The following is an 18,293-nucleotide window of genomic DNA, read 5'->3' as shown; positions in this document are numbered from 1 at the left end:
CGTGGGCGCGAGCCACCACGACGGCGCCGCGCCCGCCCGGCCGGGCGGGCGCGGCGCCGTCGTGGTGGCTCGCGCCCACGCGCCGGAGCCGCATATCGACACGGCCCCGCGCGACCGACACGGCCCCGCGCGACTAACGGGGCGCCTCGGTCACCGGCGTACGGAAGACGAGCCGGCCGTCCGCCACATCCACCGTCACCGTTCCGCCCTCCGTCACCCTGCCGTCCAGCAGGAGTCGGGAGAGTTCGTTGTCGACCTCGCGCTGGATGGTGCGGCGCAGCGGGCGGGCGCCGTACTCGGGCTGGTAGCCGCGTTCGGCGAGCCAGTCCACGGCCGCTTCGGTGAAGTCGACGGTGATGCCCTGCGCGGAGACCATCCGGCGGGTCTGCTCCAGCAGCAGGCCGGTGATCTGCCGCAGCTGGTCGCCGGTGAGCTGGCGGAAGACGACGATCTCGTCGATGCGGTTGAGGAACTCCGGCCGGAAGTGCTCGCGCAGCGGCCGCAGCACCTGTTCGCGCCGGGCCTCCTCGTCCGCCTCCGAGCCGCCCGAGCCGAAGCCGATGCCGGCCCCGCGCCGGGTGATCACGTCCGAGCCGAGGTTGCTGGTCATCACCACGACCGTGTTGGAGAAGTCGACCGTTCGGCCCTGGGAGTCGGTCAGCCGGCCGTCGTCCAGGAGCTGGAGCAGGATGTTGAAGACGTCCGGGTGGGCCTTCTCCACCTCGTCGAGGAGGAGCAGCGAGTACGGGTGGCGCCGCACCACCTCGGTGAGCTGCCCGGCCTCCTCGTGACCGACGTACCCGGGCGGCGCGCCGACCAGGCGGCTGACCGTGTGCCGTTCCTGGTACTCGCTCATGTCGAGCCGCACCATCCGGTCCTCGCTGCCGAACAGCGCCTCGGCCAGCGCCCGTGCCAGCTCGGTCTTGCCGACGCCGGTCGGGCCGAGGAAGAGGAAGGAGCCGATCGGCCGGTCCGCGCTGGAGAGCCCGGCGCGGGAGCGCAGTACGGCGTCGGAGACGACCCGGACGGCCTCCTCCTGGCCGACGACCCGCTCGTGCAGGTGCTGCTCCAGGCCGAGCAGGCGGTCCCTCTCCTCCTGGGTGAGGCTGCTGACCGGGATGCCGGTCTGCCGGGACACCACCTCGGCGATGGACTCGGTGCACACCACCAGGTTCTGGCCCTCGTCGGCCTGGCCGTCACCGGCCGCCTCGGAGATCCGCTGCTTCAGCTCCGCGATCCGGTCCCGCACCCGCATGGCCTGCTCGTACTGCTCGTCCGCGACGGCCTGGTCCTTGTCCCGGACGAGCTGCTCGACCTCGCGCTCCATGGCCCGTACGTCCGTGCCCTTGGTCCGCGCCCGCAGCCGCACCCGGGCGCCGGCCTGGTCGATCAGGTCGATGGCCTTGTCGGGGAGGCGCCGGTCGGTGAGGTAGCGGTCGGACAGCTCCACGGCCGCGACGAGCGCCTCGTCGGTGTAGCGGACCTGGTGGTGGGCCTCGTAGCGGTCGCGCAGGCCGCGCAGGATCTCGATGGCGTCCGCGGTGGTCGGCTCGGGCACCAGGATCGGCTGGAAGCGGCGGGCGAGGGCCGCGTCCTTCTCGATCCGCCGGTACTCCTCCAGCGTCGTCGCGCCGACGATGTGCAGTTCGCCGCGGGCCAGGGCGGGCTTGAGGATGTTCCCGGCGTCCATGCCGCCGCCCTCGCCGCCGCCGCCCGCGCCGACGACCGTGTGCAGCTCGTCGATGAAGACGATCAGGTGGTCGGAGTTGGCGCGGATCTCGCCGATGATGTTGTTCAGCCGCTCCTCGAAGTCACCCCGGTAGCGGGTGCCGGCCACCACGCCCGTCAGGTCCAGCGCGACGACCCGGCGCCCGATGAGCACGTCGGGGACGTCGCCGTCGGCGATGCGCTGCGCCAGCCCCTCGACCACGGCGGTCTTGCCGACGCCCGCGTCACCGATCAGCACCGGGTTGTTCTTGCCCCGGCGGGAGAGCACCTCGACGGTCTGTTCGATCTCGTCGTCCCGGCCGATCACCGGGTCGATCCGGCCCTCCTGGGCCAGGTCGGTGAGGTCGCGGCCGTACTTGTCGAGGGTCGGGGTGTTCGAGGCCCGGCGGTCCTCCGCACGGGCCCGGTCGGTGTCGGGCGCCTCCGCGGGCATGGCGGACGGCGCGAAGCGGGCCGCGTTCAGGATGTGCCCGGCCGCCGAGTCGGGATTGGCGGCCAGGGCGCTGAGCACGTGCTCCGGGCCGATGTACCCGGTGCCGGAGGCGCGGGCCAGCTCGTGCGCGTCCAGCAGGGCGCGCTTGACCGCCGGGGTCAGGGAGAGCGAGGTCGGCGGCGGGGCGTCGCCGGGGGAGTGCTGGGCCGGGCCCGTCCGTTCGTCGATCTGCGACGCCAGGTTGTCGGGGTCGGCGCCGGCCCGGCTGAGCAGGCTGCGGGTCGGCTCGGTGGTGAGGGCCGACCGCAGCAGGTGCTCGGTGTCCAGGTCCCGGCTGCCGTGCTCGGCGGCGTACCGGGCGGCGCCCCGCACCAGCTCGCGGGCGGGCTGGCTCAGCAGCCGCCCTATGTCGATCTGGCGGGGACCGGTGCGTGGTCCGCCGAAGAAGCGGGCGAAGAACTCTGCGAAGGGGTCGTACTCCCCCGGTCCGGTGAAGCCGCTGCTCATGGCCTTCCCATCCGGCGTCCCGGCCGGATGGCGGACAGGCCCCCGGGACGCCCTCGCTGATCGACGTGCCGGACTCGGGTAACCAGGGCGGGAGCCGGTTACACCCGTGGCGGTGCGTTCATGGACACCCTGGCACGGCGGGCGGGCGGGGGCATGTCGGCGGGGCAATACTTATACCGGTACGGGAATGGGGCGCGGTGGTGGGCCCGGTATTAGAATGACGGCATGGTGCGCACTCCTCTCACCCCCGAAGAGCGTGAACGCGGCGAGCGGCTGGGACGGCTGCTGCGTGAGGCGCGCGGCGGCCGCAGCATGCCCGAGGTCGCCGTCGCCGCCGGTGTCTCCGCGGAGACGCTGCGCAAGATCGAGACGGGGCGGGCGCCGACGCCGGCCTTCTTCACGGTGGCCGCGCTCGCCCGCGAGCTGGGGCTGTCCATGGACGAGCTGGTCGCGCGGTGCGCGTTCGTGGTGGCGTGACCCGCCGGGCGCCGTCCCGCCGCGGCCGGCGGTGACCCCCGCTCCCGCACCCCGTACGGCTCCTCCACCGGAGGGTGAAAACCCCCGCGACACCGCGCCCGCGTGACGATGGTCTTGGCAAGCTCGTCCGTGAGGCTTACGTTCATCCCTCTACAGCCTGTTCTACGGGCGTAGAGGCTCTGACGTCACGTCGAAGGAGCAGCTCATGGCCAACGTCGTACGTGCCGCCCTGGTCCAGGCCACCTGGACCGGGGACACCGAGTCCATGGTGGCGAAACACGAGGAGCACGCCCGCGAGGCGGCCCGGCAGGGCGCGAGGATCATCGGTTTCCAGGAGGTCTTCAACGCCCCCTACTTCTGCCAGGTGCAGGACCCCGAGCACTACCGCTGGGCCGAGCCCGTCCCCGACGGGCCCACGGTCCAGCGCATGCGGGCACTGGCCCGCGAGACCGGCATGGTGATCGTCGTACCGGTCTTCGAGGTCGAGCAGAGCGGTTTCTACTACAACACCGCCGCCGTCATCGACGCCGACGGCACCGTCCTCGGCACCTACCGCAAACACCACATCCCGCAGGTGCACGGCTTCTGGGAGAAGTACTACTTCCGCCCCGGCAACCTGGGCTGGCCCGTCTTCGACACGGCCGTCGGCAAGGTGGGCGTCTACATCTGCTACGACCGGCACTTCCCCGAAGGATGGCGCCAACTGGGACTCAACGGCGCCCAGTTGGTCTACAACCCGTCCGCCACCCACCGCGGCCTCTCCGCCCACCTGTGGAGGCTGGAGCAGCCCGCCGCGGCCGTCGCCAACGAGTACTTCGTCGCCGCGATCAACCGCGTCGGACAGGAGGAGTACGGCGACAACGACTTCTACGGCACCTCCTACTTCGTCGACCCGCGCGGACAGTTCGTCGGCGACGTCGCCAGCGACAGCAAGGAGGAACTCCTCGTCCGCGACCTCGACCTCGGCCTCGTCGAGGAGGTCCGGCAGCAGTGGGCGTTCTACCGCGACCGCCGCCCCGACGCCTACGAGGGGCTGGTGCGGCCGTGACCCCCGACCTGCTCGGCCGCCACCGCGCCGTCCTGCCCGACTGGCTCGCCCTCTACTACGAGGACCCGCTGGAGATCACCCACGGCGAGGGCCGGCACGTCTGGGACGCCGCGGGCAACAAGTACCTCGACTTCTTCGGCGGCATCCTCACCACGATGACCGCGCACGCCCTGCCCGAGGTGTCCAAGGCGGTGAGCGAACAGGCCGGGCGGCTGCTGCACTCCTCCACCCTCTACCTCAACCGGCCCATGGTCGAACTCGCCGAGCGCGTCGCCCAGGTGAGCGGCATTCCCGACGCCCGGGTCTTCTTCACCACCTCGGGCACGGAGGCCAACGACACCGCCCTGCTGCTGGCCACCGCCTACCGCCGCAGCAACACGATCCTGGCGATGCGCAACAGCTACCACGGCCGTTCCTTCAGCGCCGTCGGCATCACCGGCAACCGCGGCTGGTCCCCGACCTCCCTCTCCCCGCTCCAGACCCTGTACGTCCACGGCGGCGTCCGCACCCGCGGCCCCTACGCCCACCTCGGCGACCGCGAGTTCACCGCCGCCTGCGTCGAGGACCTGAAGGACGTCCTCGGCCACACCCGCCCGCCCGCCGCGCTGATCGCCGAACCCGTGCAGGGCGTCGGCGGGTTCACCTCCCCGCCGGACGGCCTGTACGCCGCCTTCCGCGACGTCCTGCACGAGCGCGGCATCCTGTGGATCGCCGACGAGGTGCAGACCGGCTGGGGCCGCACCGGCGACCACTTCTGGGGCTGGCAGGCCCACGGCCGCTCCGGACCGCCCGACATCGTCACCTTCGCCAAGGGCATCGGCAACGGCATGTCCATCGGCGGTGTCATCGCCCGCGCCGAGATCATGAACTGCCTCGACGCCAACAGCATCTCCACCTTCGGCGGCACCCAGATCACCATGGCCGCCGGCCTCGCCAACCTCAACCACCTGATCGAGCACGACCTCCAGGGCAACGCCCGCCGGGTCGGCGGACTCCTCATCGAGCGCCTCCGCGCGATCGCCGCGCACGCCCCGCACGTACGCGAGGTGCGCGGCCGGGGCCTGATGATCGGCATCGAGCTGACCCGGCCCGGCACCACCGAGGCCGACCCGCGGGCCGCTTCCGCCGTACTGGAGGAGGCCCGCGCGGGCGGACTGCTCATCGGCAAGGGCGGCGGCCACGACACCAGCGCCCTCAGGATCGCCCCGCCGCTCTCGCTGACGGTCGCGGAGGCCGAGGAGGGAGCCGCGATCCTGGACCGCGCGCTCAGGAGCCTGTGAACCGCGCCCGGAGTCAGTAAACGGCCGTCCCCGACCGGAGGGAACCGCATGAGCAGCAGCCGTACCGTGATCCGCGGCGGTCTCGTCATCACCGCCTCCGACGAACTCCACGCCGACGTCCTGATCGAGGACGGCCGCGTCGCCGCCCTCGCCGCCACCGGCACCCCGGCCGCCGAGTCCTTCACCGACGGGCACGTCATCGACGCGAGCGGCAAGTACGTCGTCCCGGGCGGCGTCGACGCCCACACCCACATGGAGCTGCCCTTCGGCGGCACCTTCGCCTCCGACACCTTCGAGACCGGCACCCGCGCCGCCGCCTGGGGCGGCACCACCACCGTCGTCGACTTCGCCGTCCAGTCCAAGGGAGCCGCGCTCCGCGAGGGACTCGACACCTGGCACGCCAAGGCCGAGGGCAACTGCGCGATCGACTACGGCTTCCACATGATCGTCTCCGACGTGCACGAGGAGACGCTCAAGGAGATGGACCTGCTGATCGGCGAGGGAGTCACCTCCTTCAAGCAGTTCATGGCCTACCCCGGCGTCTTCTACTCCGACGACGGCCAGATCCTGCGCGCCATGCAGCGCTCCGCCGACAACGGCGGACTGATCATGATGCACGCCGAGAACGGCATCGCCATCGACGTCCTGGTGGAGCAGGCCCTGGCCCGCGGCGAGACCGCCCCCCGCTACCACGGCGAGGTCCGCAAGGCCCTCCTCGAAGCCGAGGCCACCCACCGCGCCATCCGGCTCGCGCAGGTGGCGGGGGCCCCGCTCTACGTCGTGCACGTCTCGGCCACCGAGGCGGTCGCCGAACTGGCCCGCGCCCGCGACGAGGGACTGCCGGTCTTCGGCGAGACCTGTCCGCAGTACCTGTTCCTGTCCACCGACGACCTCGCCGAGCCCGGCTTCGAGGGCGCCAAGTACGTGTGCAGCACTCCGCTCAGGCCGAAGGAGCACCAGGCGGCCCTGTGGCGGGGCCTGCGCACCGACGACCTCCAGGTGGTCTCCACCGACCACTGCCCCTTCTGCTTCACCGGGCAGAAGGAGCTGGGCCGCGGCGACTTCTCGAAGATCCCCAACGGGCTGCCCGGCGTCGAGAACCGCATGGACCTGCTCCACCAGGCCGTCGTCGACGGGCACATCGGCCGCCGACGCTGGATCGAGATCGCCTGCGCCGCCCCGGCCCGCATGTTCGGCCTCTACCCCAAGAAGGGCACCATCGCGCCCGGCGCGGACGCCGACATAGTCATCTACGACCCGCACGCCGAGCAGGTCATGTCCGCCGACACCCACCACATGAACGTCGACTACTCGGCGTACGAGGGCAGGCGGGTCACCGGACGCGTCGAGACCGTCCTCTCGCGCGGCGAACCCGTCATCACCGACCGGCAGTACACCGGACGCCCCGGCCACGGCGTCTACACCCCACGCTCCACCTGCCAGTACCTGACCTGAGATCCAGTACCTGACCTGAGACCGGGAGCAGCGCCCATGGACTTCGGACTCGTCCTGCAGACCGACCCGCCGGCCTCCCGGGTCGTCGACCTGATGCGGCGGGCCGAGCGGAACGGCTTCCGCTACGGCTGGACCTTCGACTCGGCCGTGCTGTGGCAGGAACCGTTCGTCATCTACAGCCAGATCCTCGCCCGCACCACCGGGCTGAAGGTCGGCCCGATGGTCACCAACCCGTCCACCCGCACCTGGGAGGTGACCGCCTCCACCTTCGCCACCCTCAACGACATGTACGGCAACCGCACCGTCTGCGGCATCGGCCGGGGCGACTCCGCGATGCGCGTCGCCGGCCGCCCCCCGAACACGCTGGCCCGTCTCCGCGAGGCGATGAGAGTCATCCGCGCCCTGGGCAGCGGACGGGAGGCCGACCTCGGCGGCGGCACCGTCGTACGGTTCCCGTGGATCACCTCCGGCGCCGAACTCCCCGTATGGATGGCGGCGTACGGGCCGAAGGCGCTGAAGATGGCCGGTGAGGAGGCCGACGGGTTCATCCTCCAGCTCGCCGACCTCTACCTCACCCGGCACATGGTCAAGGCCGTCAAGGACGCGGCGGCGGCGGCCGGCCGTGACCCGGCCGAGGTGAGCGTCTGCGTCGCCGCGCCCGCCTACGTCACCGACGACGACTCGCCCGAGGCGCTCGCCCACGCCCGGGAGCAGTGCCGCTGGTTCGGCGGGATGGTCGGCAACCACGTCGCCGACCTGGTCGCCAAGTACGGCGAGCACTCGTCCGCCGTCCCCGCCGAACTCACCGCCTACGTCAAGGCCCGCGAGGGCTACGACTACGCCCACCACGGCCGCAGCGGGAACCCGGACACGGCGTTCGTGCCGGACGAGATCGTCGACCGGTTCTGCCTGATCGGACCCGTGGAGGCCCATGTCGAGAAGTTGAATGCCCTGCGCGCGCTGGGCGTCGACCAGTTCGCCGTCTACGCCATGCACGACGCCCGTGAGGCCGTCGTCGACACCTACGGGAGCCGGGTCATCCCCGCCGTCACCGACTGACCCGCCCCGCCCCCCCCGCACCCGCCCCGCACGGCCATTCCCGTCCCGCCGCACGATTGGCCTGCCCATGACCGACACCGCTCCCGCGGACATACCGCCGTCCTCCGCCACGTCCGCCGGCCGCCCCGACGGGCGGGTGGAACTCGCCCCCGGCACGCCGCCGCCGACCGGCCCGTACGCCAACGACGACCTGCTGCCGGTCCCCGTCGCCCGGCGCACCTGGACCACGTACAACTTCTCCGCCCTGTGGGTCGGCATGGCCCACAACACCGCCTCCTGGACCCTCGCCTCCGGTCTCATCGCCGTCGGCATGGACTGGAAGCAGGCGGTGTTCACCATCGCCCTCGCCAACCTGATCGTCCTCGTCCCGATGCTGCTGACCGGGCACGCCGGACCGAAGTACGGCATCCCGTTCCCGGTGTTCGCGCGTGCCTCGTTCGGCATCCGCGGCGCCAACCTGCCCGCCGTCGTGCGGGCGCTGGTGGCGTGCGGCTGGTTCGGCATCCAGACCTGGATCGGCGGCGAGGCCATCTACTTCCTCGCCGGGAAACTGATCGGCAACGGCTGGACCTCCACCGCGGAGTTCGGCGGCCACCCCTGGACCATGTGGCTCTCCTTCGCGCTCTTCTGGGCCCTCCAGGTCGCGATCATCCTGCGCGGCATGGAGACCGTCCGCCGGTTCGAGAACTGGGCGGCGCCCTTCGTCCTCGTCGGCGCGTTCGTGATGCTGTGGTGGATGACCGACCGGGCGGGCGGCCTCGGCCCGCTCTTCGGCCAGCCGTCGGAGCTGGGCTGGGGAGCGGACTTCTGGGCGCTGTTCTGGCCCTCCCTGATGGGCATGATCGGCTTCTGGTCCACGCTCGCCCTGAACATCCCCGACTTCACCCGCTACGGGAAGAGCCAGAAGGCGCAGACCCGGGGTCAGGCGCTGGGCCTGCCCACGACCATGACGCTCTTCGCCTTCCTCTCCGTGCTGGTCACCTCCGGGTCCCAGGCGGTGTACGGCGAGCCGATCTGGGACCCGGTACAGCTCGCGGCGAAGACGGACAGCCCGGTCGGGCTGCTCTTCGCCCTGGTCACCGTGTTGGTCGCGACCCTCTCCGTGAACATCGCGGCCAACCTGGTCTCCCCGGCCTTCGACTTCTCCAACGTCGCCCCGCGCAAGGTGGGCTTCCGCGCGGGCGCCCTCATCACCTGCGTCCTCGCCGTACTGATCGCCCCCTGGAAGCTGTACGCCGATCCGCAGGGCTACATCTTCACCTGGCTCGGCCTGGTCGGCGGGCTGCTCGGCACGGTCGCCGGCATCCTCGTCGCGGACTACTGGATCGTGCGGCGCACCCGCCTCGACCTCGTCGACCTCTACCGGGCGGGCGGCCGCTACTGGTATCGCGCCGGCTGGAACTGGCGGGCCGTGCTCGCCTTCCTCACCGGCGGTGTCCTGGCGGTCGGCGGCGCGGACTTCCATCCGCTCGTGGACGGCCGCCCCGTCCCGTTCCTGGAGCCGCTGGCCGACTACGGCTGGGCGGTCGGACTCGGTACGTCGATGCTGCTGTACCTGGCCCTGACGCTGCCCGGACGCCGCGATTCACCCGTCTCCACTCACGCCTGACCGTCCGTCAGGGCGGCCACCGCCTCCTTGGCCGCCTTGATGGCACCCTTGTTGACGACGTCCGTGGAGGGCGCCTTCTTGGACTCAAAGTCGCTGCCGTTGTAGGTGATGACCACCAGGGCGTTGGCGGCGCGGATCACCACGGTGCCCTCGCGGGTCTGCTGCTTGTCCTCGGTGGTGAGGTTCACCACCGAGTAGCCCGCGTCACCGACGCCGTCGACGGCGCCGCCCCCGCTCTTGTCGGCGACCCGCTCCTCGTACGTCTTCGACGCCGCCTCGTCCGACTCCGTCACCTCGAAGGAGACGTCGAGCCATCGGTAGTCGTACCCCTTGAGCGCGTTCCAGGAGCAGGTGCGGCGCACCTCGGAGTCGGTGGACGCGATCTCCTTCCCGGCGGTCTTCGCGCCGGGCACCAGGGAACCGATCGTCTTCTTCGCCAGGCTCGCGCAGGGGTCCGGGGCGGCGGTGTACGTCCTCGTCGCGGCCTGGGTGGCGGGCGCGGACGCGGACGGCTCGGCCGGACCGGACGCCGCGGCCCGGGGCTCGTCGGCCGGTGCGGTGGTGTCCGGGGCCGACAGGGCCCAGCCCGCCGTGGCGAGCACGGCGACCGGGGCCAGGCGCGCGGTGAGGGCGAGCGGCAAGGGCAGTGAACGCACGGCGCACTTCTCGTGGGGGACTCGGTGCGGAGGAGGTCCGCACAGCGGAGGGGACGCCAGTCTCACACGACTCCCTGTGGGGCGGAAGGGGCGGCCCGGGGCGTGCTCGGTGCGTGGCCGGACGGTGACGCAGACGCACCGGAGCGCCCCTTCCGCGCGGGTGCTTCAGGGCACCCGCGCCGTCCACTGCGGGGAGCGGAACTTCGTCTCCGCCAGTTCCGTGGCGCGGCGCAGTTCCTCGTCGGTGACCTTGCCGTGGGTGAGGCCGTAGCGGCCGCGGAAGGAGTCGATCATGCGGTCGATGACCGCCTCGCGCGGGAGTCCGGTCTGGCGGCGCAGCGGGTCGACGCGCTTCTTGGCGCTCCTGGTGCCCTTGTCGGACATCTTCTCCCGGCCGATGCGCAGCACTTCCAGCATCTTGTCGGCGTCGATGTCGTAGGACATGGTCACGTGGTGCAGCACGGCGCCGGGGCCGCCGCCGGGGCCGACCATCCGCTTCTGCGCGGCGCCCGCGATCTTGCCCTGGTCGGTGGCGATGTCGTTGAGCGGCTGGTACCAGGCATTGATGCCCATGTCGCCGAGGGCGCCGAGCACCCAGTCGTCGAGGTAGGCGTAGCTGTCCTGGAAGGACAGGCCCTGCACCAGCGCCTCGGGCACGGAGAGGGAGTACGTGATGGTGTTGCCCGGTTCCACGAACATGGCCCCGCCACCGGAGATCCGCCGGACGACGTCGATGCCGTGGCGGTCGGCGGCGTCCGCGTCGACCTCGTTGCGCAGCGACTGGAAGCTGCCGATGATCACCGAGGGGGAGGCCCACTCCCACACCCGCAGCGTCGGCGGGCGGTGTCCGGCGGCCACCTCGGCGGTCAGCACCTCGTCCAGGGCCATGTGCAGGGCGGGCGGCTGCGGTCCCTCGTGGACGAGCTGCCAGTCGTAGTCGGTCCAGTCGGTGGCGTGCGCGAGGGCACGGCGCACGGCGATCGCGACACCCTCGGCGGTCAGCCCGTACATGACGGTGCCCGCGGGGAGCGCCGCCTCGATCCGGGCGGCCAGGCCCGCCGCGTCGGTGTCCGCGGGGGCGCCCTCCAGGGCGCCGTTCACCGCGTCGAGCGCCTCGTCGGGTTCGAGGAAGAAGTCACCCGCCACGCGTACGTGCCGCAGCACACCGTCCTCGACCTCGACGTCCACGACGACCAGCTTGCCGCCGGGGACCTTGTACTCACCGTGCACCGGTTCCGCCTTCCCTTTTCCGCACATCCTGCAACATCGGGGACGCGACGGGTGTTCCCAGGTGTCACATCCGCGCGGCGCCGGCCCTGATCGCCTCGCGGACGCGGACGTACGTACCGCAGCGGCAGATGTTGCGGATGCCGTCCAGGTCGGCTTCGGTGAGGTCGCGGCCCTCCTCGCGGACCCGGCGGACCAGGGCGACGGCGGCCATGATCTGGCCCGGCTGGCAGTAGCCGCACTGGGCGACGTCCGCGTCGATCCACGCCTCCTGCATCGGGTGCAGCTCCGCGTCCACCGTCGCGGGCAGTCCCTCGATGGTGGTGACCTCGTCGGTCGGCGCGAGCCGGCCCACGGGGACCGCGCAGGGGTTGACGGCCCGGCCGTTGAGGTGGCTGGTGCACGCCTTGCAGACGTTGATGCCGCAGCCGTACTTCGGTCCGGTCACCCCGAGGATGTCGCGCAGCACCCACAGCAGGCGCAGGTCGCCGGGGACGTCGACGGTGACCTGTTCGCCGTTGAGGCGGAACGTGTGCTCGGGCACGGGCTCTCCTTGCGGGGGTGTCGTCTTGTGAGGGGGTGTCAGCGGACGTGGTCGAGGCCGTCGGTGGGGGAGGGCGGCACGGGCGGCACGGTCGGTTTCGGCTCGAAGGAGAGCGTGCCGTGGTTGACGGGGAAGGTGGTCGGCACGGTCCCCGTGGCCCGGCCGTACGCGCAGGCCACCGCCGCCATCGACGCGGCGACCCCCAGCTCTCCCGCGCCGCCCGGCCGCCCGGTGGTGTCCGGCATGACGACGACCTCCAGCTCCGGCGGGGTGTTCCACTGCCGGGTGTAGAAGTAGTTGTCCCAGCTGGCCTCCAGGAAGTACCCGTCGCGCAGGTGCAGACTTGAGGTGAGCGCGAGGGCGATGCCGTCCATGACGCAGCCGGTCATCTGGGCCTCCAGACCGCGCGGGTTGACGGTGAGGCCCACGTCCACGGCGACCACGGCCTTGGTGACCCGGGGGCCGGTCACCGCGTCGCGCACCACGCGGTTCACCGTCTCGGGACGGCAGTCGATCTCCACCAGCACCGCGCTGACCGAGTGGTACTCGGAGTGGAAGGCGATGCCCTGTGCCGTCCCCTCGGGCATCTCGCGGCCCCACCGCCCCACCTCGGCGGCCTTCTCCAGCACCGCCCGCGCCCGGTCGTCCCGGAGGAAGTCGCGGCGCAGCTCGAAGGGGTCCTTGCCCATCTTCCCGGCGAGCCTGTCGACGACGAGTTCGCGGGCGCAGGTGACGTCGGGGGAGTAGACGCCCCGCATGCTGCCGGTGTTGAAGCGTTTGTCGGTCTCGCTCAGCAGCCGGCTGTTGACGCCGAAGTCGTAGGGCATGGACTGGGAGAGCTGGAAGAACGTCCCGGAGAAGCCGAGGTCGCCCACCGGCAGCCGCGCGGCCATCGCGGTGAGGAGTTCACCGAGGCCGTGACCGAGGTCGGTGGCGACGCTCGTGTGCCGCTGCCGGTAGCTGAGCACGGTGTCGCCGAGGTAGGCGATCCGCACCCGGGAGACCGCCATGGGGTGGGTGCGGCCCTGCCGCGTGTCGTCGGCGCGGTGCCACATGAGCTTGACCGGCCGGCCGATCGCCCGGGAGACCTCCACGGCCTCCAGCGCGGCGTCGAAGAACAGCTTCCGCCCGAACGACCCGCCGCCCTCGGTGACATGGACGGTGACCGCGGACAGCGGCAGTCCGAGCTTCGCGGCGATCGCCTCCTTCGCGACGATCGGCGCCTTGAGACTCGACCAGACCTCCGCCCGGCCGGGCCGTACGTCGGCGATCGCGCAGTTGGGTTCCAGCGCGCTGTTGCCCCGGAAGTGGAAGGTGAAATCGCCCTCCACGCTGGGCGTCAACGGCGGCGGGCCGAGCGGGAGTTCGGCCGCCTTCAGGCCCTTCCGCACGGTCGTGTCGGAGGCGCCCTCCGCGCTGCCCGGCCGCCAGGTGACCCGCAGCGCCCGTACCGCGTCGACGCACTGCCCGAAGGTGTCGGCGCGCACCGCCACCCCGGTGGAGATGACGACGACGTCGGTGACACCGGGCAGGGCGCGCACCTCGGCCCGGTTGTCCACCGAAGCGACGGTGCCGTTGAGGGTGGGGGCCCGGCACACCATGGTCGGCTTGGCGTCCGGCACGTCGAGGTCCATGGTGAACGTCTTGCGGCCGGTGACGGCGGCGAGGGCGTCCACGCGTCCGTGCGGCCGGCCGATGACGGTGAACCGCTCCCGCGGCTTGAGGCCGACCGGCACGGCCTCGGTCCGCGCACTCGCGGCGCTCGCGGCGAGCGCCCCGAAGCCGACCGCGGCACCGTCCGGACCGACGACGGTGCCCGCCTCGATCCGCAGCGCGGCGCTGTCCGTGCCGAGTTCGGCCGCCGCGGCACCGAGCAGCCGGCCCCGGGCGACGGCGGCGGCGACCCGGACCGGCGTGTACGTGGCGAAGGTGGTGTTCGATCCGCCGGTGAGCTGGTTGAAGAGCAGCTCCGGGCGCGCGTCGGCGAGGGTGACCCGCACCCGCTCCACCGGCACGTCCAGCTCCTCGGCGATCAGCATCGCCGTCGAGGTGGTGATGCCCTGGCCGACCTCGGTGCGCGGCAGCGCGAAGGAGACGGTGCCGTCCGTCCCGACGCCGACGGTGATCAGGCCGGAGGTCGGCAGGGCCGCCGCCGTCATCACGTCGTTCAGGTCGACCAGTTCCGTGATCTCGGGGGAGGGCAGGTCGGCGTAGGCCCCGGGCGCGCGGGTGAGCCGCGCCGCGGTGACCAGGGTCGGCGCGGCGAGGACGTAGCCGAGGAAGCGGCGTCTGCCGAGGGGGGTCATCGGCGGCTCCGTTCGGTAGGGGTGCGGGGCCCGCCGGGGGTGCGGGCCCCGCACCGCTCGGGGAAGGGGCGGGGGTCAGGAAGGCCGGTTCGCGTCGGGGATCTCCAGCTGGACGCCCCTGCCCTCGGAGAGGAAGAGCAGCACGAACTTGCGGATCGCCTCCTCCACGGTCCAGGCCGCCGCGGGGATCAGCGGCAGCGGGATCAGGCCCTCGCGGAAGGCCACCAGGAGCGGCCAGGCGCCGCTGATCAGCGGCTGCCAGAACGGCTCCTCGTCCAGTCCGACGAGGTCACCGACCCGGTCGCCGAGCGTGTACCGGGAGAAGGCGTTGATCAGCGGGCGGGTGAGGCCGGCGTCCAGCTCCGCGACGATGTCGAGGAGGACGTCGGTCAGGTTCTGCCCCTCGGGCGTCGCGGCCAGGATCGGGTCGAGGACCTGCCGGGACTGCGCCTCCGCCTCGGTCCAGGAGGCCGGGATGTACTCGTCGCGGATGCCGAGCATGTGCGCGGTCACCTGCCACACGTGCAGGAAGCCGTCCGACTCGGCGGTGCTGATCGGCACCCGCCAGTCCTTTAGCTTGCGCATGACAAACGTAGGGAGGCTGTGCCAGGTCACCATCAGGTCGGCCTGACTGATCGGGATCGTCTGGCCGCCGCTGGTCCTCGACCAGCCCGGTGACTGCGGCAGCAGATGCCGTACGGCCGCGTGCACCAGCCGGGTCTTCACGCAGGTCACGACCATCGTGCCGGACGGCTGGTAGGCGTCCAGGTCGCCGACGTCGTAGCCGAGTTTGGCGGTCTTGGCGATGCGGTCCTTCATGTCCGCGCCGCCCTTGGAGTAGTAGACCGCGCGCGCCTCCCGGGGAATGGCGGTGCTCATCAGGCCGCTGCCCAGTCCGTACAGGGCGCCGGTGTAGATGCCCTTCCTCTTGGTGAAGCCGACGGCTGCCTGGAGTCTGCCGGGGTCCGTCCAGGACGGCATCCGGCGCGCGCTCTCCATGAAGTCCCGCAGGTCGGCGGGGAGTCCGGCCGGTAACGGCTGGTCGTTGCGCGTCCACTGCCGCAGCAGCTCGTTGACCTTCGGGACCTCGCCCCGGTCGATCACGGCGGCGAGCACCGGGTCGGCCTCCTCGTCCCACACCCACTCGGGGTCGAGCCCCGCTCCCTCGCCCGCCACCGAGCCGCTCGGCGCCCAGCTCCACGGGGGCCGGGCGTACGCCGGGGTGGCCGCGCCCATCGCGCCGAGGGCGCCCAGCGTCCCGCCCGTGATGAGCATTCTGCGCCTGCTGAGTCCGTCCATGGGGTCTGCTCCTCCAGGTGTTCGGCCGTCGGTGCGGGTCAGGTGGGACGGTTGGTGTCGGGGATCTCGATGTGCGCGCCCCGGCCCTTGGTGAGGTAGAAGAGGATGTACTGGCGCGCCGCCTCGTCGATCGTCCAGGCCAGCGGCGGGACCAGCGGCAGCGGGATGAGCTTCTCCCGGAACGCCACCAGCTTCGGCCAGGCGGTCGCGATCGCCTTCTCCCAGAACGGCTCGCGCGGGATGCCGTCCCAGTCGGCCACCCGGTCCCCGACCAGATAGCGGGCGAGCGCGTTGACCAGCGGCCGGTCGACGCCGCCGGGGCTGGTCTGCTCGGCGAGCTGGCCCAGGAGGATGTCGGTCAGTTCGACGCCCTCGGGGGTGGGGGCCAGGATCGGCTCCAGCACCTGCCCGTACTGGGACTCGGCCGTCTCCCAGGTGGCGGGTATGTACTCGTCGCGGATGCCGAGCAGATGCGCGGTCACCTGCCACAGGTGCAGATAGGCCGCCGAGTCCTCGGCCGTGACCGGGACCTTCCACTCCAGCAGCTTGCGCATCGTGTAGGTGGGCAGGCTGTGCCAGGTCACCAGCAGGTCGGCCTGGCTGATCGGCACCGTCTGGCCGCCGCTGGTCCGCGACCACTGCGGCGACTCGGGCAGCAGGTGGCGTACGGCCGCGTGCACCAGCCGGGTCTTGACGGCCTGCACGACGACGTCGCCGTCGGCCCGGTAGGCGTTGAGGTCACCGACGGCGAAACCGAGCAGGCTGGTCTTGGCGACGCGGTCCTCCATGTCGGCGCCGCCCTTGGACCAGTACACCGAGCGCGCCTCCCGGGGGATGGCGGTGCTCAGCATGCCGCCGCCGACCCCGTTGAGCAGGTTGAGGTAGAGCCCCCGCGTCTCGTTGAACCGCGCCGCGGTCTCCAGCTTCCCCCGGTCAGCCCAGGCCGGCAGCGTGCGGGCCTGCTCCATGTACTCCCTGACGTCCGCCGGGAGCCCGGCCGGTACGGGCTGGTCGTTGCGGGTCCAGGCGCGCAGTCCCTCGTTGACGCGCACCACGTCGCCGCGGTCGATGACGGCGGCGACCAGCCGGTCGACCTCCTCGTCCCACACCCACTCCGGGTCCGCCCCCGCGCCCCGGCCCGCCACCGAGCCGCTCGGCGCCCAGCTCCACAGGGACCGGGCACCGGCCGGCGACGCCGCGCTCAGGGCGCCGAAGGCACCCAGCGCGCCTGAGGTGGTCAACATCTTGCGCCTGCTGAGTCCGTCCATGACCGTGAACTCCTCGATACGGTTCCTTGATACGATGAAACATGCAGAGCATCTCTGTATCTCGGTCTCCCTAGAGGAGCACAAAGGAGGAATGAACACCAGAGGCTTCACAGAATCAGGGAGGCATCAGTGAAACCCGCCCGCGCGGCCCTCGACGGGCCACCGGAGCCCCCGTCCCTGCTCGACTCCGCGTTCGCCGACGCCGTCGCGGGGGCCGGCCAACGACGGCGGCCGCACCCTGAGCCGCCGGGGGCCGCGTGAGGGGCCCGCCGGCCCCGTCGGCCCCGCAGCCGGTGTTCACCTCGATTCCCGCCCCCCTTCACCTGACGGGCGGGGATTGTCAGTGGGGCGTGTTTCCATGGAGACATGATCGAGAAGAACGACGAAACCATCGACGAGTTTCTGGTACAGCACGCCGGTGACGTGGAAGAGGCCGTCCGCAAGGCGGCCGCGCAGGAGATCACGCCGCGGTGGCGCCGGCTCGCGGCCCACGAGATCGACCAGAAGAGCGGGCCGCACGACCTGGTCACCGACGCCGACCGCGAGGCCGAGCGCTTCCTCACCGAGGCGCTGGCCGCCCTGCTGCCCGGTTCGGTCGTCGTCGGCGAGGAGGCGGTGCACGCCGACCCCGCGTCCTACGAGGCACTGCGCGGCGACGCGCCGGTGTGGATCGTCGACCCCGTCGACGGCACCCGCCAGTTCGTCCGCGGCGAGACCGGCTTCTGCACCCTGGTCGCGCTCGCCCACCGCGGTGTGACGCTCGCCTCTTGGACGTACGCGCCCGCCCTCGACCTGTCCGCCACGGCGATACGCGGGCGGGGGGCGTTCCTGGACGGCGAGCGGTTCTTCGCGGGCCCGCCGGAGCCCGGCCGGGACCTGAGCGTCGCCACCTCCCACCCGGACTACACCACGGACGAGCAGAAGCACGCGCTGCGTGCCCTGGAGGTCCCGGGTGTCGCGCCCCGGCCCTGCGGTTCGGCCGGCCTGGAGTACCTGGCCGTGGCGCGCGGCGAGGTGGACAGCACGGCGTTCTCCTGGGAAGCGGCCTGGGACCACGCCGCGGGCCTGCTCCTCGTCGAGGAGGCCGGCGGCGCGAACCTCACCCTCACCGGCGAGCCCTTCCGCCTCGCCGGCGGCAACGCCCTCCCGTTCACGACGGCCCGCGACGCGGCCACCGCCCGCAGGATCAGGGCGTTGCTGGCGGGGGATGCCGCCTGACAGACCGCCGCGCGGACGCTCGTGCCGCGCGGACGCTCGTGCCGCTCGGACGCTCGTGCCGCTCGGACGATCGGGGGTCGGGGGCCGGGTGATCGAGGGCGGAGGGTGACGTCGTCCGGCCCGGGTGGTGCCCGGGGCGGGGGCGCGGCGGCGCACGGGCATATCCTGGTCCGAAGTGG

At 72.1% G+C, this 18,293-nt stretch carries 14 protein-coding genes; 7 read left to right on the top strand and 7 right to left on the bottom strand.

The features are described 5' to 3' along the window. Positions 1-133: 133 nt before the first annotated feature. Positions 134-2,668, bottom strand: a complete 2,535-nt coding sequence (locus UW392_RS23830; protein WP_320777132.1) for an ATP-dependent Clp protease ATP-binding subunit — start codon at positions 2,666-2,668, stop codon at positions 134-136. A 225-nt stretch (positions 2,669-2,893) separates the two neighbouring features. Here UW392_RS23830 and UW392_RS23825 point away from each other — a divergent pair, with 225 nt between their 5' ends. The 6 genes from UW392_RS23825 (at position 2,894) to UW392_RS23800 (ending at position 9,596) form a co-directional block, all read left to right on the top strand. Continuing rightward, positions 2,894-3,145, top strand: coding sequence for a helix-turn-helix transcriptional regulator (locus tag UW392_RS23825; protein WP_320777131.1), 252 nt, complete (start codon positions 2,894-2,896; stop codon positions 3,143-3,145). Positions 3,146-3,350: 205 nt separating this feature from the next. Beyond that, positions 3,351-4,193, top strand: coding sequence for a nitrilase-related carbon-nitrogen hydrolase (locus UW392_RS23820; protein ID WP_320777130.1), 843 nt, complete (start codon positions 3,351-3,353; stop codon positions 4,191-4,193). Next, a complete protein-coding gene (locus tag UW392_RS23815) occupies positions 4,190-5,473 on the top strand; it encodes an aspartate aminotransferase family protein (RefSeq protein WP_320777129.1) in 1,284 nt (427 codons plus the stop codon). The genes UW392_RS23820 and UW392_RS23815 overlap by 4 nt, the downstream gene beginning before the upstream one ends. 48 nt (positions 5,474-5,521) lie before the next feature. Then, the gene (gene hydA / locus UW392_RS23810) at positions 5,522-6,928 is read left to right on the top strand and encodes a dihydropyrimidinase (protein WP_320777128.1); all 1,407 of its coding nucleotides are present in this window, start codon (positions 5,522-5,524) and stop codon (positions 6,926-6,928) included. A gap of 36 nt (positions 6,929-6,964) precedes the next feature. Continuing rightward, entirely contained in the window at positions 6,965-7,987 is a 1,023-nt protein-coding gene (locus UW392_RS23805) for a TIGR03842 family LLM class F420-dependent oxidoreductase (RefSeq protein WP_320777127.1), read from the top strand. Between the two features lie 67 nt (positions 7,988-8,054). Continuing rightward, positions 8,055-9,596, top strand: coding sequence for an NCS1 family nucleobase:cation symporter-1 (locus tag UW392_RS23800; protein ID WP_320777126.1), 1,542 nt, complete (start codon positions 8,055-8,057; stop codon positions 9,594-9,596). On the opposite strand, the gene UW392_RS23795 is transcribed toward UW392_RS23800, so the two are convergent. The 6 genes from UW392_RS23795 to UW392_RS23770 all read right to left on the bottom strand — a co-directional run bounded on the left by UW392_RS23795 (position 9,587) and on the right by UW392_RS23770 (position 16,896). Then, entirely contained in the window at positions 9,587-10,252 is a 666-nt protein-coding gene (locus tag UW392_RS23795) for a hypothetical protein (protein ID WP_320777125.1), read from the bottom strand. The genes UW392_RS23800 and UW392_RS23795 overlap by 10 nt on opposite strands. 165 nt (positions 10,253-10,417) lie before the next feature. After that, a complete protein-coding gene (locus UW392_RS23790; RefSeq protein WP_320777124.1) occupies positions 10,418-11,482 on the bottom strand; it encodes a biotin/lipoate A/B protein ligase family protein in 1,065 nt (354 codons plus the stop codon). Between the two features lie 64 nt (positions 11,483-11,546). Further along, on the bottom strand, positions 11,547-12,023 hold the full coding sequence (locus tag UW392_RS23785; RefSeq protein WP_320777123.1) for a (2Fe-2S)-binding protein: 477 nt from the start codon (positions 12,021-12,023) through the stop codon (positions 11,547-11,549). Between the two features lie 38 nt (positions 12,024-12,061). Beyond that, positions 12,062-14,329, bottom strand: coding sequence for a molybdopterin cofactor-binding domain-containing protein (locus tag UW392_RS23780; RefSeq protein ID WP_320777122.1), 2,268 nt, complete (start codon positions 14,327-14,329; stop codon positions 12,062-12,064). A 75-nt stretch (positions 14,330-14,404) separates the two neighbouring features. Then, the gene (locus UW392_RS23775) at positions 14,405-15,628 is read right to left on the bottom strand and encodes an oxygenase MpaB family protein (protein ID WP_320777121.1); all 1,224 of its coding nucleotides are present in this window, start codon (positions 15,626-15,628) and stop codon (positions 14,405-14,407) included. A gap of 38 nt (positions 15,629-15,666) precedes the next feature. After that, on the bottom strand, positions 15,667-16,896 hold the full coding sequence (locus UW392_RS23770) for an oxygenase MpaB family protein (RefSeq protein ID WP_320777120.1): 1,230 nt from the start codon (positions 16,894-16,896) through the stop codon (positions 15,667-15,669). 366 nt (positions 16,897-17,262) lie between these two features. On the opposite strand from UW392_RS23770, the gene UW392_RS23765 reads away from it, so the two are divergent. Next, the gene (locus UW392_RS23765) at positions 17,263-18,114 is read left to right on the top strand and encodes an inositol monophosphatase family protein (protein ID WP_320777119.1); all 852 of its coding nucleotides are present in this window, start codon (positions 17,263-17,265) and stop codon (positions 18,112-18,114) included. Positions 18,115-18,293 lie beyond the last annotated feature (179 nt).

Source organism: Streptomyces sp. CRN 30 (assembly GCF_034105845.1).
This window is presented reverse-complemented; position numbering and strand designations above follow the sequence as displayed.